We start from the raw sequence: 22,998 nt of genomic DNA, 5'->3' as shown, positions 1-22,998 counted from the left end.
CTCTAGCACGTTCGCTGAGTGTGCTGAAGCCGGACGGGTATAGGGTGGGCAAAGGCGCTCTTGCGCGGTGCCCACCATCGTCCATTGGTGGGCACGCTTGCGCTTTGCCCACCCTACGGCACTACGGAGAACGGTGGCCTTACGCCACCGCTTCCTTGGACTTTTCGGCGCGCTTGCGCTCGTTCGGGTCGAGATGCTTCTTGCGCAGGCGGATCGACTTCGGCGTGACCTCGACGAGCTCGTCGTCCTCAATATAGGCGAGCGCCTTTTCCAGGGTCATGCGGATCGGCGGGGTCAGGCGCACGGCTTCGTCCTTCGAGGTCGTGCGGATGTTGGTGAGCTGCTTGCCCTTGAGCACGTTGATCTCGAGATCGTTGTCGCGGGTGTGCTCGCCGACGATCATGCCCTTGTAGACCTTCCAGCCGGGCTCGATCATCATCGGGCCGCGGTCTTCCAGCTTGAACATGGCGTAGGCCACCGCGTCGCCCTGGTCGTTGGAGATCAGGACGCCGTTGCGGCGGCCCTGGATCTCGCCCTTATAGGGAGCGTAGCCGTGGAACAGGCGGTTCATGATCGCGGTGCCGCGGGTGTCGGTGAGCAGCTCGCCCTGGTAGCCGATCAGGCCACGGGTCGGCGCGTAGAACACCAGGCGCTGACGGTTGCCGCCCGAGGGCTTCATCTCGATCAGCTCGGACTTGCGCTCGCTCATCTTCTGCACGACGACGCCGGAGTGTTCCTCGTCGACGTCGATCACGACTTCCTCGATCGGCTCCAGGGTGGCGCCGGTGGCTTCGTCCTTCTGGAACACGACGCGCGGGCGCGACACCGAAAGCTCAAAGCCCTCGCGGCGCATGGTCTCGATCAAGATCGCGAGCTGCAATTCGCCGCGGCCCGAGACTTCCATCGCGTCCTTGTCGGAGGCTTCGACGACGCGCAGCGCGACGTTGCCTTCGGCTTCGCGCAACAGACGGTCGCGGATCATGCGGCTCGTCACCTTGTCGCCTTCAGTGCCGGCGAGCGGGGAGTTGTTGACGATGAACGACATCGACACGGTCGGCGGATCGATCGGCTGCGCCGGCAGCGGCACTTCGACGGTCGGATCGCAGAAGGTGTCGGCGACGGTGCCCTTGGTCAGGCCGGCAATGGCGACGATGTCGCCGGCTTCGGCTTCATCGAGCGGCGTGCGCTCGAGACCGCGGAACGCGAGGATCTTGGTGATGCGCCCGGATTCGACCAGCTTGCCCTCGGCGTTGAGCACCTTGACCTGCTGGTTCGGCTTGAGGATGCCGGAGGAGATGCGGCCGGTGATGATGCGGCCGAGATAGGGGTTGGCCTCGAGAATGGTGCCGATCATCCTGAACGGACCTTCCTCGACCTTCGGCGGCGCGACGTGGCGCAGGATCAGGTCGAACAGCGGCTCCATGCCCTTGTCCTTCGGACCCTCCGGGCTGTCGGCCATCCAGCCCTGCTTGGCCGACCCGTACAGGATCGGGAAGTCGAGCTGCTCTTCGCTGGCGTCGAGCGCGGCGAACAGGTCGAACACCTCGTTGATGACTTCGGTCGGGCGCGCGTCGGGACGGTCGACCTTGTTGATGACGACGATCGGCTTGAGGCCGACCTTGAGCGCCTTGGAGACCACGAACTTGGTCTGCGGCAGCGGGCCTTCCGCGGCGTCCACCAGCACCAGGGCGCCGTCCACCATGTTCAGGATGCGCTCGACCTCACCGCCGAAATCGGCGTGGCCGGGGGTGTCGACGATGTTGATGCGGGTGTCTTTCCACTGCACCGAGGCCGCCTTGGCCAGGATGGTGATGCCGCGCTCGCGCTCCAGATCGTTGGAGTCCATGGCGCGATCGGTCACCTTCTGGTTCTCGCGGAACGTGCCGGACTGCTGGAGGAGTTTGTCGACCAGGGTCGTCTTGCCGTGGTCGACGTGAGCGATGATGGCGACGTTACGGAGGTTCATGAGTGAGCTTCTTTGGTTCGAACAATGGGTTAAGCGCGATCTCGCCGGTCGGACCGGGACCTCTTCTCGAAACAACGCTGGAAGACTGGAAACGGGGCGCTTTCCGCCCAAAAAGGAAGCCCGGCCATATCGACCGGGCAGCCTACGCGTTGCGCCGCAATATATGCAAAAACCGCCAAAAAACAATGCGTTCTTTGGGCCTTGGTTGACTGAATTTTGCCCGGGAATCTCCGGGGGTTAGCTGCCGTTCCGGGCCGGCGGGGTCTTTCGCCCCATGATGGCCGCCCAGATCAAGACGACGCCTCCGATGCCGATGACTAGTCCCAAAAACACCAGCGACGCGATGTCGGAGGGGATCTGGCCACCCTCGACCACTGACATTCCGCCAAACAGGAGCGCGCAGAGCCCCGGCAGCAGCATGAAGATGCCGGCGATCGCCATCAGCGCGGTCAGGCAGCCGCTGCGCTGTTGCTGGTTCTGCGGAGGCACTGCCGGTGGACGGGTGCTGGAATCGCTCATGGTCTCTTTCTCGCGGCCCTGATCAGCATCACGCCGGCGAATGCCACCAGCAGTGTGAGGACGAGGACGGGGACGAAACGGATATCCAAGGGGATCGACGAGTCGGCGATGAAGATCAAGGCGCAGATGCCGGGCAGCAGCAGGATCACCCCGAACATCACCATCCCCGCGGTGGCAAGTCCGCTTCGCGACGGTGGAGGTGGAGGCGTCTCGCTCAACGAGGCATCTCCTCGCTCTGCGTGGTTTCCCGATAAGTGTCGCCGCGCAGCGCCGCGCGAATGCCGTCGATCTTGCCGTTGCGGTAGAACAGATTGTAGGTGTCGAACGGAATGATTGCGCCTTGCTCCGTCACGAAATGGATGCAGCTGCGCTTGACGTTGCCGACGCAGAAATTGAAGCGATCGAGAAACTGCACGATGGTGACGCGGAAGACGTTCTCGTAAGAGAGCCCTTCCGGCACCTTAAAGCTCGGCAGGCAGCACAGCAGCTCGCAGACGCGCTCGGAGGTGTTGAGCGGCCCCGACGACAGCGAGAACAGATCGACGAATTTCTCACGAAGCACCGGATATTTCTCCGGGCTGATGGTGTTGGGCATCACGGCGACGAGCTGCTCCTGCGGGATCAGCGAGGTCAGCGGCAGCACCCTCTCGCCATTGCGCAGGCCATAGCCGATCGAGATGCTTTCGGGATTGCAGGGCAGCGGGATCATGTCCTTGTCGCCGAACACGCCGGTCTCGATCACGCGCTTGCGGATCTCCGACAGCATGATGCGGTCGGTTTTCTCGTCGAAATTCTCGTTGCGGCCGGCGTCCTGCACCGGCTGCAGCGTGACGCCGCGCACGCATGTCCAGGTCAGGGCGTGGCGAACGATGTCGCCGATCTCGGAATCGTTAACGCCGCGTTTGATGGTCGCGACCAGCGTGGTCGACACGCCAAAATGCTCGAGATTCTCCAGCGCCTGCTGGCGGATTTTTCGCAAATCCGCGCCGCGCAGGTCGATCAGCGCATCGCGCTGCAATGAATCGAACTGGAGATAGACCTCCAGCCCGCGCCTGTTCTCGGCGAGCCGCGCCACGAAATCCTTTTCGCGGGCGATGCGCAGGCCGTTGGTGTTGATCATGACGTGCCGGATCGGGCGGGCGCGCACCGCGTCCAGGATCTCGAAGAAATCAGGATGCAGCGTCGGCTCACCGCCGGAAATCTGCACGAGATCGGGCTCGCCCTCGCTTGCGACCAGCGCATCCAGCATCTTCTCGATCGTCGCGAGCGGGGTGAATTTCGTGCGCGCGGGCGAGGATTCGGCGAAGCAAACCGGGCAGGTGAGGTTGCAGTGCTCGGTGATCTCGATCAGCGCCAGGCAGGAATGCTGCTCGTGGTCGGAACAGAGACCGCAATCATAGGGACAGCCGAATTCCGTGCGCTGCTGGAATTGTAGCGGCCGGTCACCTGGCTTGATGAAATCCTTGCACAGGCGCCAATAGGCGGCATCCGTCGACACCAGCGTCGACTGGACGCCATGCTCTTTGCAGCGCTTTTCGTACCAGACCTCGTTGTCCAGGATCTGGATCTTGGTCGGCACTAGCTTCAGGCAGGTCTCGCAAAGAGATTGGGTCTGGCCCCAGAAAATATAGGGACGCGACTTACGCAACGGCGCGTTCATGCATGGGTCTCGCTTTGGGCGCCGTCGCCAGCATGACGCCGGCGTAGAGCAAAATGGACAGCGACAGCAGGTGAAACAGGGTGAAGGGGCCGATCAGCGTGCCGTAGGGCTTGAGGAATTCCCACAAGAAGCGTTGCGCTCCATAATAGACGAGAACCAGGTAGAAACCATTGGTGATCACAAAGGCGTTCCGGTTCACGACGGCCAGCACATAGAGCAGCGCGAATACGGCCATGGCCGCGCTCTCGTAGAGCTGCACGGGATGGCGCAGAACGCCGTCGCCGAAATCATGGGCCCAGGGCAGCGTCGTCGGCGTGCCATAAGTGAAATCGTCGAGGCCCGCGAAATAGCAGCCGAGCCGGCCGATCGCGATGCCGAGCGCCAGCGGCAGCGCAAAACGGGCACCGGTTCGCGCGGCGATCCCCGCGGACCATTTGTAGAGCTCGATCGCGACGATGCCGCCGGCCAGCGCCCCCTCGACCGAGCGCGCAATGCCGCTCTCGCCCGACAGCCACAGATTGGCGGAGCCGAACAGGTAGGCCCCGAGGCCCGCGCCGAACACCAGCGCCGCGATATAGGGCAGCTCGAAGGATTGCGCCGGAAACTGCAGGCGCTGTCGCGACAGCCAGTAGACGGCCGCCGCCGCCGCCAGCCAGGCTACAATGTCGAAGAGAGTATGAAGCAAAGCCCCGCTCATGCGGGGGATATTAGCCCAGGTTCCGGCCGTGCGGGATAGTGCGCCTGCTCGTTCTCCACGCCGGAGAAGCGAGGCGGACCGCTAGCTGGCTTCGCGCTCTTCGGTCGGGTAGACGCCGCGCAGCACCTCTTCGAAATGCATTTTCACCGCGTCGTTGCACAGGCAGGCGCGAAGCCTCAGGCCGTCGCGGTTGCGAACCAGGATCGATCCGCGCCTGGTGTCGAGAATCCGTTCTGCCTTGAACGACTGAAGCACGCGGCTGGCATAGCTGCGGCCAACGCCGAGCAGCGTCGCAAGCTGTTCGTGGGTCAGCGGCACGCTGTCCTCGTCGCCGGTGCGCTCCATCGCCGCCAAGATCCATTTGGCGGTCCGCTGTTCGATCGAATGGATCGCATTGCAGGCGGTCGACTGGAAGATCTGCGCCAGCATGCAATCGGCGTAGCGGGCAAAGATGTTGCGCAGCGACGCCGAGCGCAGCTTGGCCGCTTCCAGCTTGGCGACATGAACGCGCGCAAACGGGCCGCCGAATTTCACGCAGATCCGAGTATAGGCCGGCAGGAATCCCTCGCTGACGATGCCGCCCACCGCGCCTTCGCGACCGACCAGGATGGTCTCGACGTCTCGGCCATCCTCGTTGGGGACCAGAAAGGTCGCGAGCGCCGGTCCGCAGGGGAAGTGGACGACCTGGACATCGTCACCGGGGCTGTAGAGCAGCTGGCTGGCGGCGGAGTTTTCGACGGTCACGTGCGGTGCGAGCAGGGCGTAGTCTGCCTGGCTCAAACGCCGCAACAGATTGTTGGCCGGACGGCTCTCGACCTCGGTCATCTTGCTGATACGCGCATCCATCGTGAACTCCCATCCTCCTCCCCATCTTAACGAGTTCCGTGCATTCCCTGTGTGCACAAGTGGACAGACTGGAGAACGGCAATGTGGTGGGTTTCGTTCCAGGAACCCTCCGGTGCGCTGTGCGCAGGCATCGTGTCGCGGCAGTCCTGATCCGAATCCCCGACACACAAGATGCGATCATGACACCCGCACTTTCCAATGGCTCAAGCTGGCCGGTCGATGTTCTGATCGTCGAGGACGATCCGATCATCGCCATCGATTTCGAGGACCGTCTGCTCGGGTTTGGGGTGACGGGCGTGCGGACCGTCGGGTCGGTGACGCAGGCGCTGGGCGCCATCGCCAACCGTGCGCCCGACTTCGCGCTGCTCGACGTCGAGTTGATCCGCGAGACGAGCTTTGCGGTCGCCGCGCGGCTGGCCGCGCTGAAGATCCCGTTCGTCTTCGTGACCGGCTATGGCGCCGAGGCGCGCATTCCGCCTGAATTCTCCGGCCAGCCGCGGTTGCAGAAGCCGTGCTCGAGCGACGCGCTGGAGGCGGCGCTCAAGGTGCGCGCCCTCGATTAGCGATCAGGCCTGCTTCGGATCGAGCGTGGTCGACCACAGCGCGACGTCGGCGCGGTCGCGTAAAGTCACCGTCATCTGGCCCGAGGCGCCGTCGATCTTGACGTGACCGAAGAACTGCATGCCGGCGGAGGGCGGCAGGTTCTGGCTGTCCTTGCCCGGCGCCTTGACGAAGCGCACCTCGGGTCCAAAGGTGTTGTCGAGCGCGTTAGGACCGAACGTGCCGGCATGCAGCGGGCCCGACACGAATTCCCAGAACGGTTCGAACTCCTGGAATTGCGCCTTGTTTGGATCGTAATAATGCGCGGCAGCGTAGTGCACGTCCGCCGTCAGCCACACCGTGTTGCTGATTGGCGCCATCTTGATGAAACGCAGGATGTCGGCGATCTCGAACTCGCGGCCGCGCACCGGGCCGTCACCCTGCGCGATCGCTTCCGAGCCGCCCTTCGGCGTGTCCGAGACGACAAGGCTGAGCGGCATGTCGGAGGCGATCACTTTCCAGGTCGCGCGCGAATTGAGCAGGCCGCGCTTGAGCCAGGCGATCTGGTCCGGGCCGAGGAAGTAGTTGGCGGGGCCGTAAGCGGTTTCGAGATTGGGGCCGTTCGGACCGCGATAGCTGCGCTCGTCGAGCATGAACACGTCGAGATGCGGGCCGTAGGAGATCTGGCGATAGACCCGGCCCGGCTCAACGATGCTCTCGCGCATCGGATACATCTCGTGGAAGGCGCGGCCCGCGCGGGCGGCGAGCAAGGCGATGTCGCGCTCCTTGTAGGCGGCCGGCAATTCCTTCGACAGCGACCAGTTGTTGGTCACCTCATGGTCGTCCCATTGCACGAAGATCGGCACCTCGGCATTGAAGGCGCGGAGGTTTTCGTCGGTGAAATTGTATTTGTGCGCGGCGCGGTACTCGTCCAGCGTCTCGGCGACCTTGGCCTTCTCGGGGATGGTGACGTTCTTCCAGATCTTGCCGTCGGCGAGCTTCACCTCGGATACAATCGGGCCGTCGGCATAGATGGTGTCGCCCGAATGCAGGAAGAAATCCGGCCGGTGCTTGCGCATCGTCGAGAAGGTGAACATGCCGCCGTCGTCGGGATTGATGCCCCAGCCCTGGCCGGCGACGTCTCCGCCCCAGACGAAACTGACGTCGCGGCGGTCGGCCGGCGCGGTGCGGAAGCGGCCGACCACCGGCTCGCCCTCGATGGCGCTGTGGGAGAGATCGCGGAAGCGGACGCGATAAAAGATGTCCTGGCCGCCCGGCAGGCTGTCGATCAGCATCTTTGCGGTGAAGTCGCTGTCGGGGAGCGCTGCGATCGGCGGCAGCGCGCGGGCATCCCTGAATGACTCCGTCGTCGCCACCTCGACCAGCATCTGCGCGGGCCGATCGGTGCGCGCCCACACCACGCCGCCGTCGACAGTGACGTCGCCCGACTGCACGCCATGAGTGACCATCGGCCGGTCCGCGGCGCGCGAGAGATAGGGCATCGCCATCGTGCCGAGCGCACCGGCACTGGTGGCAAGGAAGCGGCGGCGGGAGAATTTGATGTTCATGGGACGGGTTCGCTGGCTAGCTGTCTTGCGCTGTCATTCCGGGGCGCGCGAAGCGCGAATCCGGAATCTTGAGCATCCCCGGTGCGCAATTGCGCACCTGCGGTCTGGTCCTTCGGACCATTCCGGAATGACCGTGTGAGCTATATTGAGACAATGTGACGCAGCGATAACGCGCGCAGGCGTCACGCGTTGCCGGCGGCCCTGAACTGCGCGCCCGCGCGTTGCAGGTTCTGCGGCAGGCTGAACAGCACCGCCTTGCGGTCGGCGACGGCGGCGTGGAACTGATCCAGCGCGATGTTGAAGGCGGTGAGCGCGGCTTCCTCGATCGCGCCGTGATCGAAGCAGCGCAGCGTGTCGCGCAGGATCTCGTCAGCCTCGGTCTGCATCTGGTCGAGCTCTTCGGTCGTCTCGCATCTACGTGCGGCGGCGATCATGTCGAGCAGCCGTTCGCGCTGATGGTTGTTGTTGTCGCGCTCGTCCTTCTTCAGATAGCCCGCGAACCAGGCGCCGATCGAGCCCATGGCGGACAACGCCATCAGGCTCCACCAGATGTAATCGCTGTATTTGTCGAGGAAGGTCTTTTCCTCGCCGTCGACGAAGGCGGCAGCGCCCGGATGTACCGGGATCACCGCATCCTTGTCGGTGTCGGGTGTCTCGATCTTCGCCGCCAGCGGGAATTCCGTCACCAGCTGCTGGCGCACGGCGAAGAGCTGGCGCGTGAACGCTGCGATGGTGGTTTCGGACACGCCTTTGCGCGCCACGACGTGGTGCGAGAAGCTGATGGTCTTGACCTCGTCATCCGGGCGGGCGGGCGAGCCGCCATAGGTGCCGGCGGGAATCTCGGACGCTTCGTAGACCGGGTGGTTCTGCGCGATCGCATCCGCGGACTCGATCGCGAGGAAGCTGGGCGCGCCGAAATCCTTGGTGGAGGCGGCGATCGCGTCTGCCGTGATCTTGCTGTTGACCGGGCCGGCCGCGAGATAGACGTCGGCCTTCTGGGCCTTGATCGCTTCGGCGACCTCGTTGGCCGGGAATTGCACGATCTCGACCTTGGCGGGATCGACGTTGTATTGCTGGAGGATCACCTTGAGCAGATTGACGTTGGCCTGGGTGCGGCCGACCACGCCGACGCGATGGCCGGCGAGCTGCGAGATCTTGGTGATCTTCGCGCCCCGCTTCCTGCCTTTGCCCGGTACGGACCACAGCACCACGACGTTCTTGCGCAGGGTCGCGACCGCTTGCGCGTTTTTGGGCACGTCGAGGTCGCCGCGCACGATGGCGAGATCGACCTTGCCTTCCGCAAGCGCATTGGCGCTGGCGGTGGCGCCGTCGGTCTGGATCGGTCGCAGCCGCACCTGGCCCTTGCTCTGCGTGAAGGCCTGCGTCAGCGCCTGCACGACCTTGACGTCGTCGCTGTTGGCGGGACCGACCGCGATCTTCAACGTCACGGGCCGCATGGCGAAGTAGTAGCCGCCGACGAGTGCGCCGATGATGGCAAGCACGAGCGCAAGAGACACGAGCGCGGTCTTCCGCGCCGCGGATCGCGGCGAAGGCGGAGAGGGCGTTTCGGCCAGGTCCAATCCCCCGGTCATCGATCTCCCAAACAGGCGCTTCAGGCTCAGTTTCATCTTGGCCGGCGATTTACGCCCGTAATTGTAGCAAATTTCTTGTCCGGCGGGGTTACATCTCCGTCATGGTTAGCGGATGGCGGAAATCCCCGTATGAACCCGGGCGTCAGCGGGGTGTTAGAGTAAAGTTCCCCTGAAGGACGGAGACATGACCATGGCAGATCGGCTTTCGGCGGAGGCGCGCAGGCAGGCGCTGGGCGGACTGCCCGGTTGGAGCGAGGTTCAGGGCCGGGATGCCATCGGCAAAACCTTTATCTTCAAGGATTTCAACGAGGCGTTCGGCTTCATGACCCGCGCTGCGCTGGCCGCCGAGAAGATGGATCACCACCCCGAATGGCGCAACGTCTACAAGACGGTGGAGGTGGTGCTGTCGACCCACGACGCCGGCGGCGTCACGGCGCTCGACGTCGCGCTGGCCAGGACGATGAACGCGATCGCAGGCTGAGACCGGCCGACGTCTTGCAGCGATCGGCCACATCCCCATCTTGTGATCAGCCGGGATCGGCGATCCGCCGCCCGGGGCCGAACGGGGAGTTTGTCGAAGATGGCTGCCGAACACAGCGTCGGTTTCGAGCCGGCCGACCGGCTCGCGGAAGATCGTGAGAGCGTGCGTCGCCGCTTCTGGCGCAAGCTGAAGCGTGTCGCCGCGCAGCTGCCGTTCGCGGAAGACCTGCTTGCTGCATATTACTGCGCATTCGACCGGCAGACCCCGCGCCACGTCCAGGCCGCGCTGTTAGGTGCGATCGCCTATTTCATCCTGCCGTTCGATTTCGTCGCCGACGTGATGCCGGTCCTCGGCTTCGCCGACGACGCCGCGGTGCTCGCCACCGCCATCCGCATGGTTTCCGGCCACATCACGAATGAGCATCGCGAAGCCGCGCGCGCCGTGCTGAAGCGCGGTGTGGGTGAGATGGAAGAAGGCGCTGCGCAGTAGGCGCGATCTCCCACCGCTGTCATTCCCCGCGACCCGGCTCCGCCAAGGCTTCGCCGGGGTTGATGTCCAGCTTTAGCGAAGGCGGCAGGCGAGGAATCCAGTACGCCGCGGCGTCTCGGTTCAATCGCGACTGCCTCTGGCATGCCGGATCGCCCGCCCCAGTGGCAAGTGCGCACAAGGCGGGCGATGACAGCGAATGTGGGGATGAAGCTCGCTACTTCTTCCCCGCCTCCGCCCGCGCCTTCTCCGCGTCCCATGCCTGGAATTGCTTGAACAGCTTTTCCCTGTCCACGTCGGACACGTTTGCGGCCGTGGGACTCTGCTTCAGGAACGCCTCGAATCGTTGCCGTGTCACCGGCTCGACGCCGTGCTTGTCGAGCCATTGCTGCGCCACCGGCAATCTGTTCCACCCCGACAGGGGTGCCGCGAGCGAGACCTCCTTCCATTTGGGATGGAAAGGCGGGTTCTGGAGCGCCGGGAATTTCGTGAAGAACGCGTCCACGAACAGCGCGAGCTTGCGATAGCGTTCGGTGTTTGGCGCCCAACTATAGGCCGCGAGCACCGCCGGCACCGCGATGGTGTCCACGCTCTCGCCCTCCTTGATCAGGTTCGGATAGTCCTTGGTCGTCAGCGTCGCCGGCAGATAGTCGCTCTGGAGCGGCTTTGCATAGTCGACCTTGGCAAGATGGAAGCGGCCGTCATTGTTGAAGGTCGAGACCGATTTGTACGGCTTGCCGCCGACCACGATGACGGCGTCGATCTCGCCGGCCTTCAATTTCTCCATCGCGATGCGCTGCTCGACATAGACGAAGTTCGCCTTGATCCCGAGCCGCTCGAACACCGTGAGCGCGGTGACGAAGGTGCCGCCATTGGGCAGGTCGACGCTGACCTTCTTGCCTTCGAGGTCTTTCAATGTCGCGATCGATTTCGGCGCGATCACCTGCATCTCTTCGTTGTAGAGCTTTGTCACATAGGTGAACTGTTTCTTGATGTCCTTGGCAAAACCCTTGCGCTCGAGATAGTCGAGCGTGTCGGCCCGCACGATGCCGAGATCGACGCCTTGCAGGAACAGGATGTCGGCAACGCTCTGCACCGAGCCGCGGCCGACGATCGGCAGCACGCGGATCTTGTTGCCGTCGTCGAGCACCGAGGCAAGGTCGGCGCCGAACTGCACGTAGGTGCCGCCGATCGTGCCGGTGATCAGCGTGACGGTGTTGGCATTCAGCGCCTGCTTGGTCGAGGTCGAGCCGAACTGGAAGATCGCCTTCAGGCCGTCCGAGACCTTGGCCGGATCATATTCGGTCTGCTCGGCGCCGCTGGCGGTGGAGGCATAGATCGTCATGATGGCTGCAAGTGCCATTCCAAAAGCGTTACGCATGATGTCCTCTGAAGAGTTCTAGTTCTGAAACCGGACGAGGTGCTGGCGCGCCTCCGCCGATCCGAGTGATGCAGCCCGCTGGTACCAGTCACGTGCGGCGGATGCGTCGGCAATGACACTTCGCGCATCGCTGGTGCCGAGCACCGTGGGATCATAGGTCTGCGCCAGCAGAAGCGCGGCCGTTGCATCTTGCGCATTGGCCGCGCGTTCGAGCAGCAGCCGCGCTGCGGCGATGTCACCGATCCTCAACAGGCTCTTCGCGCGCGTCATCAACCCTGCCAGCGTGTCGGCGTCGAGCGTCCTGACCGGCTCAGGCGGTGCAGGCTGTGCCGCGACGGGCTCCGGTGCTTGCACCGGTCCTTGCACCGGTCCTTGCGCTTGCAGCGCAACCTGATAGGCGGTCGCTATCGCTTCGCGGCTTGGCGCCAGCGGTGCAGGGAGGTCCCGTAAGTCGGCGCTCGCCAGCGTCGTGTCGGACACGCGGGCCGGATCCTTGAGCGGGGTCTGCGGTGTCGCCGGCGCATTGGCCGACGCCATGGCCATGTCCGGCGCGACCCCCACCCAGCTACCGGCATTGGCGGTCATGAAGCCGCGAAAGTCGGATTGATACAGGACGGCCAGAACTGCCAGGGTGGACGCTGCCAGAACAGCCGCGAGAACACGCGGCACAATTCTGGAACGCAACTCCACCGGCGTATATTCGCTTGGGTCCGGCGCACCGAGCGGATCGGACAGGAACAGCGGAATCGGATCGTCCTGCGAAAGATCGGCCCGTGCGGCGCGCGCACGGACAAAGGACGCGGTCGGCGGATGTGATGCGGCTCGATTGAAGTCGAGCGCACTCGACTCCTTCGACGGGCGGTACGCCGTCGTCTCCATGGTGATGCTCCCCATTACTACGCAACGCAGGGGCATTCCCGGCTTCAGTCTTTTTATTGTTGTCCAGAAGTACCCCGCAAACTGGAGCCGGTAAATCGCCGTCTGAATCAGACCAAAAAACGACGACGATTTGCGCGAATCGGGAGAGATTTGGGTTTGATTGCGGCGAAGCCGGGGAATGCACCGCAATTTTGGCGGGAATGGTTGAGGGACCTTTACCAGGCGACGGCGCACGAAAAAGCTGGCGCAGCTTCAGCGACGCCAGCGATTCGAGCGGTGACAGTTGTGTATGTGGCGATGGCGACGCCTACATCCTCACGGATGCAGGATCACCTTGCCCATGGCCTGACGCCCCGCGAGCACCTTCAGTGCATCCGCTGTCTGCGCCAGCGGGAAGATGCGGTCGACATGCGACGAGATCTTTCCTTCCGCGGTCCACTTCACGAGCTTCTCGAGATTGGCGCGGTTCTTCTCCGGATTCTGTCGGGTCCAGGCGCCCCAGAACACGCCGCGGATGTCGCAGCCCTTCAAGAGCGCGAGGTTCAGCGGCATCTTCGGAATGTCGCCCGCGGCGAAACCGATCACGAGGAAGCGGCCTTCCCACGCGATCGAGCGCAGCGCCTGCTCGGCATAGGCACCACCAACCGGATCGAAGATGATGTCGACGCCCTTGCCGCCCGTGAGTTTTCGCAAGCCTTCCTTCAGATCTTCCTTGGCGTAGTTCAGCGTCAGCTCGGCGCCATGCGCTTTCGCGAATTCGAGCTTCTCGTCCGACGAAGCGCAGGCGATCACCTTCAATCCCATCAGCTTGCCGAGCTCGCAGGCGGCAAGGCCGGTGCCGCCGGCCGCGCCTAACACCGCAAGCGTCTCGCCCGACTTCGGGCTGGCGCGATCTTCCAGCGCATGCAGCGCCGTCCCGTAAATGATGATGATGCCGGCCGCGCGGTCGTAATCGAGATTGTCGGGGATCTTCACGATCGAGGCCGCCGGCAGCGCGATCTTCTCGCGCGCGCCGTTGTGGCCGCAGGAGGCGACCACGCGATCGCCGACCTTCAGATCGGTCACGCCGGCGCCGATGCTCTCGATCACGCCCGCGACTTCCGCGGCCGGCGAGAACGGGAATGGCGGCTTGATCTGGTACTTGCCCTGAATCATCAGGATGTCGAAGAAGTTCAGCGCCGCCGCCTTGATCGCGATCACCGCTTCGCCGGGACCGGCCACCGGATCCGGCACCTCGGCCAGCACGAGATCGTCAGGCTGGCAATATTGCGAGCAGAGGATGGCTTTCATGACGGCACCTTGGGCGTTTCGAGTGGAATTATAGTTTGGCCGTTTCTGCCGGATTTACTGCGGCCGGACAATCCGGATTCTTTGTCTAGGGCAGCGCGAGGGCCTATCCTCGTCATTGCGAGCGCAGCGAAGCGATCCAGACTATTTCCGCTGGACGGATTCTGGATTGCTTCGCTGCGCTCGCAATGACGGAGCAAGAAGAAAAGGGAGGATTCAAACGATGTTTGAAACAGGTCTGCTCAGGGGCAAGCGCATCCTCGTCACCGGCGGCGGCTCCGGCCTTGGCGCGGCGATGGGACGCCGTTTCCTTGCACTCGGCGCCGAGCTCGTGATCTGCGGCCGCAAGCTCGACCGGCTGGACGCAACCGCGAGCGAGATGCGCGAAGAGACCGGTGGCAAGGTCACCACCATCGCCTGCGACATCCGCGACGGCGCCGCCGTCGATAGCATGATGGAGCAGATCTGGCGCGAGGCGCCCCTCGATATCCTTGTCAACAACGCCGCTGCGACGTTCATCGCACAGAGCGAGCATCTATCGTTCCGAGCAGCCGATGCGATCCTCGCGCCGACGCTGCATGGCGCGATGTATTGCACGCTCGCCGCCGGCAGGCGCTGGATCGAGGACAAGCACGGCGGCGTCGTGCTCTCGATCCTCTCGACCTCGACCATCACCGGGCGTGCCTTCACCGTGCCGTCGGCGATGGCGAAATCGGCGCTGCTGGCGATGACCAAAAGCCTCGCGGTGGAATGGGGACCGAAAGGCATCCGCACCGTCGCCATCGCCCCGGGTCCGTTCCCGACCGCGGGCGCGTCGGGGCAGCTCCGCCCCGAAGGCCGTGACGAAGGCTGGACCGCGCGCAATCCGCTTGGCCGGACCGGAGAGCACAGCGAGCTTGCCGACCTCGCCAGCTTCCTGGTCTCGGACCGCGCTGCTTACATCAATGGCGAGATGGTCGTCATCGACGGTGGCGCGCATTTGCGCAGTTCCGGCGCCGAGGATTTGTTGCGCTGGACCGAGACGCAATGGGCCGACCAGCGCGCCGCGCGATCCAAAGCTTAAGGCGCCGCCGATACCGCTAACTGCCTTCCCAAATTGGACTTTCCCGGCTATCCCTGCCGGGGGACAAAGCGCGGCCGGGCCATCTTCCAGTCACAATATTGAGGGAACCACTCCAGCATGTGGCGGGTGCTATCTTTAGCTTTGATGATCGGCATGATGACGTGCGGGATCGCCGATCTTGCGCGAGCGCAGACGGCGCAACCGGCGCCGAAGGCCGCACCGAAGTCGGCGGCTCCGGCGGCCAATACGGCTGCAAAGAGCGCGGCAAAGCCCGAGAGCAAGCCTGCGGCCCCGCCCGCCGCGGTTGCGGGTGGCGCGGAGCCGACCCTGATCGGCCAGTTCGGCACCTGGGGCGCTTATTCGGCCACCCCCAACGGCAAGAAAGTCTGCTTCGCGCTGGCAAAACCCTCGTCGTCGAAGACCAATCCGCCGAATCGGCCGCGCGATCCCGCTTATGCCTTCGTCTCGACCCGTCCGACCGAGAAGGTGAACAACGAAGTCTCGGTCATGATCGGCTACGCCCTGAAGCCGGGCTCGGAATCGTCGGTCGAGGTCGGCGGCGCCGCCTTCGCGATGTATACGCAGGGCGACGGCCTCTGGATCAAGAACGCGGCCGAGGAGGAGCGGATGGTCGAAGCCATGCGCAAATCCGCCGAGCTGGTCGTCAAGGGGGTCTCGGCCAAGGGCACCGAGACGACCGACACGTTCTCGCTGAAAGGCCTCGCGCAGGCGCTGGACAAGATCGCCCAGGATTGCCGGCGGTAAGCCTCTCGGCTTAGTCCTTTAAGGCTAAGCGACAGCCACGGTCGCAATCGGCTGTTCCGGTTGCTATATAGGGCCGGTTCCAGATTTCTTCCGTCATTCCGGGGCGATGCGCAGCATCGAACCCGGAATCTCGAGGTTCCCCGGTGCGCAATTGCGCACCTGAGGTCTGGTCCTCAGGGTCGCTTTGCGATCCCTTCGGACCATTCCGAAACGACACAAAACCTTTAGGTCCATTCAATGCAACCGACGACGACCGAGCCGCATAACGCAATCCTGGTGGAGAAGACGCCACTCGAGACCTATGTGCCGCCGGCGAGGCCTTCGCTGATCGGTCTGTCGCGCACGGAGCTTGCCGATCGTCTCGGCGAGATCGGCGTCGCGCCGGCGCAACGCAAGATGCGCGTGCAGCAGCTCTGGCACTGGCTCTATTTCCGCGGCGCTCAAAGCTTCGACGACATGACCTCGATCTCGAAGGGCATTCGCGCCGAGCTCGCGCAGCATTTTACGGTCGACCGCCCCGAAGTCGTGGCCGAGCAGATCTCCAACGACGGCACCCGCAAATGGCTGCTGCGTCTGCCGAGCGGCGACAATGTCGAGCGCGCTCATGAAGTCGAGTGCGTCTATATTCCCGAGACCGATCGCGGCACGCTCTGCGTCTCCTCGCAGGTCGGCTGCACGCTGAACTGCTCCTTCTGCCACACCGGCACGCAGCGCCTGGTGCGCAATCTCACCGCCGGTGAGATCGTCGGACAGATCATGGTGGCGCGGGATCGGTTGAATGATTGGGCCGATCGCGAGGACGGCACGCGCCGCGTCACCAACATCGTGATGATGGGGATGGGCGAGCCGCTCTACAATTTCGACGCGGTGCGCGATGCGCTGCTGATCGTCGGCGACAATGAAGGCATCGGCATCTCCCGCCGCCGCATCACGCTGTCGACCTCGGGCGTGGTGCCGAACATCGTGCGCGCCGGCGAGGAGATCGGCGTCATGCTCGCGATCTCGCTGCACGCGGTACGCGACGAGCTGCGCAACGAGCTGGTGCCGCTCAACCGCAAATATCCGATCAAGGAATTGCTGCAGGCCTGCCGCGATTATCCCGGCGCCTCGAATGCGCGCCGCATCACCTTCGAATATGTGATGCTCAAGGGCGTCAACGATTCGCTCGACGATGCAAAATTGCTGGTGAAGATGCTCAAGGGCATTCACGCCAAGATCAACCTGATCCCATTCAATCCCTGGCCCGGCACCGCCTATGAATGTTCGGACTGGGACCAGATCGAGAAATTCTCCGAATACATTTTTAATGCCGGCTATTCCTCGCCGGTGCGCACGCCGCGCGGCCGCGACATCCTCGCCGCCTGCGGCCAGCTCAAGTCGGAGACCGAGAAGCTCAGCGCCAGGGAACGCCAGGCGCTGCGCGCTATGGCGATGACGGATTGAGGATGGCAACGTCCTCAATGCTCGTCATGGCCGGGCTTGACCCGGCCATCCACGTCGAGCGGCGAGCACGAAAGTCGTGGATGCCCGGGTCAAGCCCGGGCATGACGGTCGTGAGCGTCGCGACGCCATTGATCGGCAACCTGCTGATCCCATGTCCCTGATCGGCCGCCTCATCGTCATCTTCATCGGCTTCCTTGCCGCCTGTTTCGTCGGCGGCATGATCGTGGTCGTCGCGCTGCTGTTTCCGGAGTTCGCCGATCTCGGCGCCGGCCCCGTCGATCAGGGCACGATCGACATCCTGCTCGGCTTCGGCTTCATCTTCATCTCCGGCTTTGCGCTGGTGCCGGCGGCAGTGATCGTTGCCATCACCGAAGCCCTCTACATCCGCAGCGCGCTCGCCTATGCCGTTGGCGGCGGCCTCGTCGGGCTTGCCTGCTATCTCGGCCTCGTTCCCTTTCACTCCGACACGTTTCAGTTCGAAGGCATCGTGCGGCGCCATCTGGAGATCATGACCGGCGCGGGCATCGTCGCCGGCGTGGTCTACTGGCTGATTGCCGGCCGCAATGCCGGCGCCTGGCGCATCCCGCCGCCCCCGCGCCGGCCGCCTCCGCCGCTGCCGTCGAATTCGAGGCCGGACGCGCGGTAGGTTGCTTCGTCATTCCGGGATGGTCCGAAGGACCAGACCTCAGGTGCGCAACTGTGCACCGGGGAATCTCGAGATTCCGGGTTCGGCTCTGCGAGCCGCCCCGGAATGACCCTGGCAAGGGTTTCCATCGCCTCTCCACTCCGCTAAACCGCGCGCCATGAACCGGACTGGACTCTTCATCGCCCTGGCGCTGTGGCTCGTGATCGGCGTCGTTTTCGGCCTCTACCCCGAGCTCGATCTCAAGCTCGCGTCGCTGTTCTTCGACCCCGATACGAAGACCTTTCCGCTCAAGCTGAACGACTGGGCGGGCTTTGCGCGGGACGCCGCGATGTGGGTCGCCTGGGCCTTCGTGCTGCCCTCGCTTGTGGCGCTCGTGGTCAAGATGATCCGGCCCGACCGTCCCTTGATGGTGTCGGGACGCGCGATCGTGTTTCTGCTGGTCACGATCATCATGTCGGCCGGCATCCTCACCAACCTCACCTTCAAGACCTATTGGGGCCGCCCGCGCCCGGTGGTGGTGACGCAGTTTGCCGGCGACCAGCAGTTCGTGGCGTGGTGGGATCCGCGCGGCGATTGCGTGCGCAACTGCTCGTTCTTCTCGGGCGAGGGCGCGACCGCGTTCTGGACGCTGGCGCCGGCCGCGCTGGCGCCGCCGGCATGGCGGCCGCTCGCCTATGCCGGCGCGGTTGTGTTCGGCGCCGTCACCAGCGGGTTGCGGATGGCGTTTGGCGGCCATTTCTTCACCGATGTGGCGATCGCCGGCCTCGTCAGTTTCGTCGTGATCTGGTTTGCCTACGCGCTGATCTACCGCTGGCCACGGACCCGGTTCTCGGACGAGGCGGTCGATGCCGCCCTGACCCGGCTGAACATGCCCGCCTACCGGCTCCGCCGGCGCCTGTTCGGCGGCAAGACCGGTCCCGAACCCTCGGTTTAAGCCATTAAATGGGTGCCGAGCCCCGCGAAATTTGATATTCGCGCGGTCAACCCGTCCATGACATCAGCCCCTTGAGACCCGATTGGAAGCGCCATGACCACGATCCTGAAAAGCCTGCCCAAGGGTGAGAAAGTCGGCATCGCTTTTTCGGGCGGCCTCGACACCTCTGCGGCGCTACTCTGGATGAAGCAGAAGGGCGCGCGCTGCTACGCCTACACCGCCAATCTCGGCCAGCCCGACGAGGCCGACTACAACGAGATCCCGCGCAAGGCGATGGAGTTCGGTGCCGAGAAGGCCCGGCTCGTCGATTGCCGCACGCAGCTGGTCCATGAAGGTATCGCCGCGATCCAGTCGGGCGCCTTCCATATCTCGACCGGCGGCATCACCTATTTCAATACCACCCCGCTCGGCCGCGCTGTCACCGGCACGATGCTGGTCGCGGCGATGAAGGAAGACGGCGTCAACATCTGGGGCGACGGCTCGACCTTCAAGGGCAACGACATCGAGCGCTTCTACCGCTACGGCCTGCTCACCAATCCCGGCCTGAAGATCTACAAGCCCTGGCTCGACCAGCAGTTCATCGACGAGCTCGGCGGCCGCGCCGAGATGTCGGCATTCATGACCGCGCAGGGCTTTGCCTACAAGATGAGCGCCGAGAAGGCGTATTCGACCGACAGCAATCTGCTCGGCGCCACGCACGAAGCCAAGGACCTCGAGAGCCTCGACAGCGGCATCAAGATCGTCAACCCGATCATGGGCGTGCCGTTCTGGCGCGACGACTGCGCCGTCAAGGCCGAGAAAGTCGTGGTTCGTTTCGAGGAAGGCCAGCCAGTCGCGCTCAACGGCCAGACCTTCGCCGATCCCGTCGCGCTGTTCCTGGAAGCCAACGTCATCGGCGGCCGTCACGGCCTCGGCATGAGCGACCAGATCGAGAACCGCATCATCGAGGCCAAGAGCCGCGGCATCTATGAAGCGCCGGGCATGGCGCTGCTGCACATCGCCTATGAGCGCCTCGTCACCGGCATCCACAACGAGGACACCATCGAGCAGTACCGCATCAGCGGCATGCGTCTGGGACGCCTGCTCTATCAGGGCCGCTGGTTCGACTCGCAGGCGCTGATGCTGCGCGAGACTGCGCAGCGCTGGGTCGCGCGCGCCGTCACCGGCGAGGTGACGCTGGAGCTGCGCCGCGGCAACGATTATTCGATCCTCAACACCGAGAGCCCGAACCTCACCTATGCGCCGGAGCGGCTGAGCATGGAGAAGGTCGAGGACGCCGCGTTCTCGCCAGCCGACCGCATCGGCCAGCTGACCATGCGCAACCTCGACATCGCCGACACCCGGACCAAGCTGAAGCTCTACAGCGACACCGGCCTGCTCTCGGGCAGCGAAGGCTCGCAGATCTTCCGGCTCGAGAGCGACAAGGGTTGAGGCCTTTTGCCGCCCGATCGGGCGGTGCGCGACATAATGACGGTGTCATCCTCGGCCGTTAGGCTCCCCGCTTCCCCCTGAATGGGCATCGCGGAGCATCGAACATGGTCAAGGGATCGGCCGTCGCCTCTCTCATCGTCTTGCTTTGGACAACGTCACTGTCGGCACAGACGATCTATCCGATCGATCGTGCCGAGATCCTTGCCGGAGCCCAGTTCGACTTCAAGGTCGAATTCCCCGGGCCGGTCGATCCCGCCAGCTTGAAGGTCACGGTGAACGGCGCGGATTACGCGACCACGTTCGGCCGTTCGGCGACCTTCATCGAGCGCGAGGACGGCAAGGAGCAGTCGGCGCTGATCCTGCGCGACGTCACGCTGACCACGCCGGGTAGCATTGCCGTGGATGTGAGCGGCGGCACGCGCCAGCGCAGCGTCAAATGGACGGTCTACGACACGGGTCCGCGCAAGGCGAAGAACGTCATCCTGTTCATCGGTGACGGCATGTCGCCGGCGCATCGGGTCGCGGCCCGAATCCTGTCCAAGGGCATTTCGGAGGGCAAGAGCCGCGGCAAGCTCGCCATCGACGACATGCCTCACATGGCACTGGTGGCGACCGCGGGCTCGGACTCGATCATCACGGACTCCGCGAACTCGGCCAGCGCCTATGCGACCGGGCACAAGAGTGCCGTCAACGCCCTCGGCGTCTATGCGGACCGCACCGCAAGCCCGTTCGACGATCCCCGGGTCGAAACCATCACGAGCCTCGCCAGGAGGCGGCTCGGCATGGCGATCGGCATCGTCACCAACACCGAGATCGAGGACGCGACGCCGGCGGCGATGGTCGCGCATACGCGCCGGCGTGCGGCCTATGACGAGATCGTCGAGCAATTCTTCACGGCGAAGCCTGATGTTCTCATGGGCGGCGGCAGCGCGAATTTCCTGCCGAAATCCGCCGCCGGCTCCAAGCGCAAGGACGAGACCGACTACATCGCGAAGTTTCGTGACGCAGGCTATCAGGTCGCGACCACCGCGGCCGAGCTCAGCGCTTCTGCCGCAAAGCCGGAGGCGGGCAAGCTGCTTGGCCTGTTCGCCACCGGCAACATGGACGGCGTGCTTGACCGCAAGTTCCTCAAAGGTGGCGGCGTGAAGAAGTTTCCCGAGCAGCCTGACTTGACCGAGCAGGTGCAGGCGGCGCTGAGCATCCTCTCGAAAAACGAGGCCGGCTTCTTCCTGATGGTCGAATCCGGCATGATCGACAAATACGCGCATCTGCTCGACATGGAGCGGGCCGTCTACGACACGATCATGCTCGACAATGCTGTGCGCCAGACGCGCGAATGGGCGCGGGCGCGCGGCGACGACACCCTCATCTTGGTGCTGGCGGACCACAATCATCCCAACAGCCTCGTCGGCACGGTGAACGACGACATGGGCGCCACCCCCAACGTGCCACTGCGCGAGCGCGTCGGCGTCCACGAGCAGGCCGGATTTCCCAATTATCCGGCCCCGGATGCGGAGGGCTATCCGTCACGCGTCGATGTGAGCCGCCGGCTTGCCATCTTCTCGGCCAGCCTGCCGGATCATTACGAGACTTTCCGCCCGAAGCTCGACAATCCCAACGACCCGACCGTGAAGGGTGAAGACAATGCGACCTTCAAGGCCAACGACAAATACAAGGACGTCCCGGGCGTCGTGCTGCGCTTCGGCAATCTGCCGGCGCTGATCGGCGCCAGCGTGCATTCGGGCGAGGACGTCATCCTGACGGCGGCCGGGCCGGGCAGCGATCGCGTGCATGGCTCGATGGACAATACCGAAGTGTTTCGCGTCATCGCCGACGCGCTTGGGCTCGCTGCCGGGCGGTAGCTCGCCGCGCCAACAAAAAATGGCCGGGATCGCTCCCGGCCATTTGCGTTCGTGCTTTCGCCTCAGCGCGGCGGGGCCGCGCTGGCCTGGCCGCCGTTGAGCAGCGGGGTGATGCGGCGGACGGTGACGCGGCGGTTGATGCGGCTTGGGCCGTCCGTCTGCTCCTTCGGGTACTGCTTGCCGTAGCCCTGCGACTGCAGGTTCTCCGCCGGCACATTGAATTGCTGGGTCAGCAATTCGGCGGCGGCCTGCGCCCGGCGATCCGACAATGACAAATTGTCGACGTCGTTGCCGACCGCATCGGTGTGGCCCTCGATCAGGAACACCTCTTGCGGATTGGCCTGGATCGCCTGGTTGATGCCGTCGGCGATGACTTGCAGCCGCGCCGCCTGATCGGGCGGGATGGTCCACGATCCCGTCTCGAAAGTGATCGTGTTGACGTCAATGCTCGGCATCTGCATGCGAACATTGGGGCTGTAGCGGATCTCGTCGAGCGAGTAGCGTCGTGCGATCCGTTGCACCGGCGGTGCCCGCATCGTCTCGTAGATCACGTCCGGCGAGGCCTCCTCGGCGTCGACGATGTAGCGATCGTAGGGCATGTTGACCACCGGCGGCGGCACGTCGACATAGAAGCCGCCGACCGCCTGCGGATCGCGGTAGGTGTTGTCGATGATGACGAGCTCGCGTCCGCGCTGGTCCCTGCGGATTCGCCGCAGCATCTGACCGTCGGCCCCGACCACCGTAATCACCTCGCTGCCATCAGGACGGATCACGACCGTGCGGGTTTCGCCGCCGACCGTCTCGGTACGGATGTCGCGGGCGCCATAGCGGAAGCGATAGAGATCGTTGCCGCGGACATACTCCTGGCCACCGGGGTCGCGGATGATGATGCGGTCCGGCTCGGTGTAGACGGTGCGGCCGCCTTCGACGACCTCGCGTCGCTGGTTGCGGT

General features: G+C 64.2%; 22 protein-coding genes. 10 read left to right on the top strand and 12 right to left on the bottom strand.

Annotated elements, in window-relative coordinates; all coding sequences use genetic code 11:
• Positions 1-139: 139 nt before the first annotated feature.
• From typA to CV770_RS34990, 6 genes are all read right to left on the bottom strand, one after another.
• Positions 140-1,966 carry a translational GTPase TypA gene (gene typA / locus CV770_RS35015; RefSeq protein WP_104465597.1) on the bottom strand — a complete coding sequence of 609 codons (1,827 nt, stop codon included), beginning with the start codon at positions 1,964-1,966 and terminating at the stop codon, positions 140-142.
• A gap of 237 nt (positions 1,967-2,203) precedes the next feature.
• Positions 2,204-2,485: a hypothetical protein gene (locus CV770_RS35010; RefSeq protein ID WP_104465596.1), complete on the bottom strand. Its 282-nt coding sequence runs from the start codon at positions 2,483-2,485 to the stop codon at positions 2,204-2,206.
• On the bottom strand, positions 2,482-2,703 hold the full coding sequence (locus tag CV770_RS35005) for a hypothetical protein (RefSeq protein WP_104465595.1): 222 nt from the start codon (positions 2,701-2,703) through the stop codon (positions 2,482-2,484). The genes CV770_RS35010 and CV770_RS35005 overlap by 4 nt, the downstream gene beginning before the upstream one ends.
• Positions 2,700-4,145: a radical SAM protein gene (locus CV770_RS35000; protein ID WP_104465594.1), complete on the bottom strand. Its 1,446-nt coding sequence runs from the start codon at positions 4,143-4,145 to the stop codon at positions 2,700-2,702. Before CV770_RS35000 ends, CV770_RS35005 begins: the two co-directional genes overlap by 4 nt.
• Positions 4,126-4,842 carry a prolipoprotein diacylglyceryl transferase gene (locus CV770_RS34995; RefSeq protein WP_091965072.1) on the bottom strand — a complete coding sequence of 239 codons (717 nt, stop codon included), beginning with the start codon at positions 4,840-4,842 and terminating at the stop codon, positions 4,126-4,128. The genes CV770_RS35000 and CV770_RS34995 overlap by 20 nt, the downstream gene beginning before the upstream one ends.
• 81 nt (positions 4,843-4,923) lie before the next feature.
• The gene (locus CV770_RS34990; RefSeq protein ID WP_091965070.1) at positions 4,924-5,688 is read right to left on the bottom strand and encodes a Crp/Fnr family transcriptional regulator; all 765 of its coding nucleotides are present in this window, start codon (positions 5,686-5,688) and stop codon (positions 4,924-4,926) included.
• 179 nt (positions 5,689-5,867) lie between these two features.
• On the opposite strand from CV770_RS34990, the gene CV770_RS34985 reads away from it, so the two are divergent.
• Entirely contained in the window at positions 5,868-6,251 is a 384-nt protein-coding gene (locus CV770_RS34985; protein ID WP_104465593.1) for a response regulator, read from the top strand.
• A gap of 3 nt (positions 6,252-6,254) precedes the next feature.
• On the opposite strand, the gene CV770_RS34980 is transcribed toward CV770_RS34985, so the two are convergent.
• Both CV770_RS34980 and CV770_RS34975 read right to left on the bottom strand, forming a co-directional pair.
• A complete protein-coding gene (locus CV770_RS34980) occupies positions 6,255-7,796 on the bottom strand; it encodes an alkaline phosphatase D family protein (protein WP_104465592.1) in 1,542 nt (513 codons plus the stop codon).
• Positions 7,797-7,978: 182 nt separating this feature from the next.
• Entirely contained in the window at positions 7,979-9,424 is a 1,446-nt protein-coding gene (locus tag CV770_RS34975; protein ID WP_104465591.1) for a TAXI family TRAP transporter solute-binding subunit, read from the bottom strand.
• Positions 9,425-9,572: 148 nt separating this feature from the next.
• On the opposite strand from CV770_RS34975, the gene CV770_RS34970 reads away from it, so the two are divergent.
• Together CV770_RS34970 and CV770_RS34965 are read left to right on the top strand one after the other, a co-directional pair.
• On the top strand, positions 9,573-9,869 hold the full coding sequence (locus tag CV770_RS34970; RefSeq protein WP_283811430.1) for a 4a-hydroxytetrahydrobiopterin dehydratase: 297 nt from the start codon (positions 9,573-9,575) through the stop codon (positions 9,867-9,869).
• A gap of 99 nt (positions 9,870-9,968) precedes the next feature.
• A complete protein-coding gene (locus tag CV770_RS34965) occupies positions 9,969-10,358 on the top strand; it encodes a YkvA family protein (protein ID WP_028139289.1) in 390 nt (129 codons plus the stop codon).
• A gap of 214 nt (positions 10,359-10,572) precedes the next feature.
• Here CV770_RS34965 and CV770_RS34960 read toward each other — a convergent pair whose 3' ends face one another.
• The 3 genes from CV770_RS34960 to CV770_RS34950 form a co-directional block, all read right to left on the bottom strand.
• On the bottom strand, positions 10,573-11,736 hold the full coding sequence (locus tag CV770_RS34960; RefSeq protein ID WP_091965062.1) for a TAXI family TRAP transporter solute-binding subunit: 1,164 nt from the start codon (positions 11,734-11,736) through the stop codon (positions 10,573-10,575).
• An 18-nt stretch (positions 11,737-11,754) separates the two neighbouring features.
• A complete protein-coding gene (locus CV770_RS34955) occupies positions 11,755-12,615 on the bottom strand; it encodes a hypothetical protein (protein WP_104465598.1) in 861 nt (286 codons plus the stop codon).
• Positions 12,616-12,930: 315 nt separating this feature from the next.
• Positions 12,931-13,905, bottom strand: a complete 975-nt coding sequence (locus tag CV770_RS34950) for an NADPH:quinone oxidoreductase family protein (RefSeq protein ID WP_104465590.1) — start codon at positions 13,903-13,905, stop codon at positions 12,931-12,933.
• Between the two features lie 220 nt (positions 13,906-14,125).
• Between CV770_RS34950 and CV770_RS34945 the strand changes: the two genes are divergently transcribed.
• The 7 genes from CV770_RS34945 to CV770_RS34915 all read left to right on the top strand — a co-directional run bounded on the left by CV770_RS34945 (position 14,126) and on the right by CV770_RS34915 (position 22,046).
• Complete coding sequence (locus CV770_RS34945; RefSeq protein ID WP_091965060.1) at positions 14,126-14,965, top strand: SDR family oxidoreductase; 840 nt, start codon at positions 14,126-14,128, stop codon at positions 14,963-14,965.
• Between the two features lie 117 nt (positions 14,966-15,082).
• A complete protein-coding gene (locus CV770_RS34940; RefSeq protein WP_091965058.1) occupies positions 15,083-15,730 on the top strand; it encodes an invasion associated locus B family protein in 648 nt (215 codons plus the stop codon).
• Between the two features lie 237 nt (positions 15,731-15,967).
• A complete protein-coding gene (rlmN, locus tag CV770_RS34935) occupies positions 15,968-17,173 on the top strand; it encodes a dual-specificity RNA methyltransferase RlmN (RefSeq protein ID WP_104465589.1) in 1,206 nt (401 codons plus the stop codon).
• A gap of 151 nt (positions 17,174-17,324) precedes the next feature.
• A complete protein-coding gene (locus CV770_RS34930) occupies positions 17,325-17,819 on the top strand; it encodes a hypothetical protein (RefSeq protein ID WP_104465588.1) in 495 nt (164 codons plus the stop codon).
• A gap of 157 nt (positions 17,820-17,976) precedes the next feature.
• Positions 17,977-18,753: a phosphatase PAP2 family protein gene (locus CV770_RS34925; RefSeq protein ID WP_104465587.1), complete on the top strand. Its 777-nt coding sequence runs from the start codon at positions 17,977-17,979 to the stop codon at positions 18,751-18,753.
• 93 nt (positions 18,754-18,846) lie between these two features.
• A complete protein-coding gene (gene argG, locus CV770_RS34920; RefSeq protein ID WP_091965052.1) occupies positions 18,847-20,184 on the top strand; it encodes an argininosuccinate synthase in 1,338 nt (445 codons plus the stop codon).
• A 104-nt stretch (positions 20,185-20,288) separates the two neighbouring features.
• On the top strand, positions 20,289-22,046 hold the full coding sequence (locus CV770_RS34915) for an alkaline phosphatase (protein ID WP_104465586.1): 1,758 nt from the start codon (positions 20,289-20,291) through the stop codon (positions 22,044-22,046).
• Positions 22,047-22,108: 62 nt separating this feature from the next.
• Here CV770_RS34915 and CV770_RS34910 read toward each other — a convergent pair.
• The coding region (locus tag CV770_RS34910; protein WP_104465585.1) for an OmpA family protein at positions 22,109-22,998 on the bottom strand (890 nt) is incomplete at its 5' end.

Source organism: Bradyrhizobium sp. AC87j1, assembly GCF_002936975.1.
Taxonomy (GTDB): domain Bacteria; phylum Pseudomonadota; class Alphaproteobacteria; order Rhizobiales; family Xanthobacteraceae; genus Bradyrhizobium; species Bradyrhizobium shewense.
Note: the sequence above shows the minus strand (reverse complement) of the source record. Positions and strands in the feature narration are given on the sequence as shown.

Coding starts and splice junctions, on each gene's coding strand:
- argG (WP_091965052.1), top strand. CDS start 18,847: ATGACCACGATCCTGAAAAGCCTGCCCAAGGGTGAGAAAGTCGGCATC.
- CV770_RS34925 (WP_104465587.1), top strand. CDS start 17,977: ATGAACCGGACTGGACTCTTCATCGCCCTGGCGCTGTGGCTCGTGATC.
- typA (WP_104465597.1), bottom strand. CDS start 1,966: ATGAACCTCCGTAACGTCGCCATCATCGCTCACGTCGACCACGGCAAG.
- CV770_RS34990 (WP_091965070.1), bottom strand. CDS start 5,688: ATGGATGCGCGTATCAGCAAGATGACCGAGGTCGAGAGCCGTCCGGCC.
- CV770_RS34980 (WP_104465592.1), bottom strand. CDS start 7,796: ATGAACATCAAATTCTCCCGCCGCCGCTTCCTTGCCACCAGTGCCGGT.
- CV770_RS34965 (WP_028139289.1), top strand. CDS start 9,969: ATGGCTGCCGAACACAGCGTCGGTTTCGAGCCGGCCGACCGGCTCGCG.
- CV770_RS34940 (WP_091965058.1), top strand. CDS start 15,083: ATGTGGCGGGTGCTATCTTTAGCTTTGATGATCGGCATGATGACGTGC.
- CV770_RS35000 (WP_104465594.1), bottom strand. CDS start 4,145: ATGAACGCGCCGTTGCGTAAGTCGCGTCCCTATATTTTCTGGGGCCAG.
- CV770_RS34955 (WP_104465598.1), bottom strand. CDS start 12,615: ATGGAGACGACGGCGTACCGCCCGTCGAAGGAGTCGAGTGCGCTCGAC.
- CV770_RS35010 (WP_104465596.1), bottom strand. CDS start 2,485: ATGAGCGATTCCAGCACCCGTCCACCGGCAGTGCCTCCGCAGAACCAG.
- CV770_RS34960 (WP_091965062.1), bottom strand. CDS start 11,736: ATGCGTAACGCTTTTGGAATGGCACTTGCAGCCATCATGACGATCTAT.
- rlmN (WP_104465589.1), top strand. CDS start 15,968: ATGCAACCGACGACGACCGAGCCGCATAACGCAATCCTGGTGGAGAAG.
- CV770_RS34950 (WP_104465590.1), bottom strand. CDS start 13,905: ATGAAAGCCATCCTCTGCTCGCAATATTGCCAGCCTGACGATCTCGTG.
- CV770_RS34985 (WP_104465593.1), top strand. CDS start 5,868: ATGACACCCGCACTTTCCAATGGCTCAAGCTGGCCGGTCGATGTTCTG.
- CV770_RS34970 (WP_283811430.1), top strand. CDS start 9,573: ATGACCATGGCAGATCGGCTTTCGGCGGAGGCGCGCAGGCAGGCGCTG.
- CV770_RS34930 (WP_104465588.1), top strand. CDS start 17,325: ATGTCCCTGATCGGCCGCCTCATCGTCATCTTCATCGGCTTCCTTGCC.
- CV770_RS34975 (WP_104465591.1), bottom strand. CDS start 9,424: ATGAAACTGAGCCTGAAGCGCCTGTTTGGGAGATCGATGACCGGGGGA.
- CV770_RS34995 (WP_091965072.1), bottom strand. CDS start 4,842: ATGAGCGGGGCTTTGCTTCATACTCTCTTCGACATTGTAGCCTGGCTG.
- CV770_RS34915 (WP_104465586.1), top strand. CDS start 20,289: ATGGTCAAGGGATCGGCCGTCGCCTCTCTCATCGTCTTGCTTTGGACA.
- CV770_RS34945 (WP_091965060.1), top strand. CDS start 14,126: ATGTTTGAAACAGGTCTGCTCAGGGGCAAGCGCATCCTCGTCACCGGC.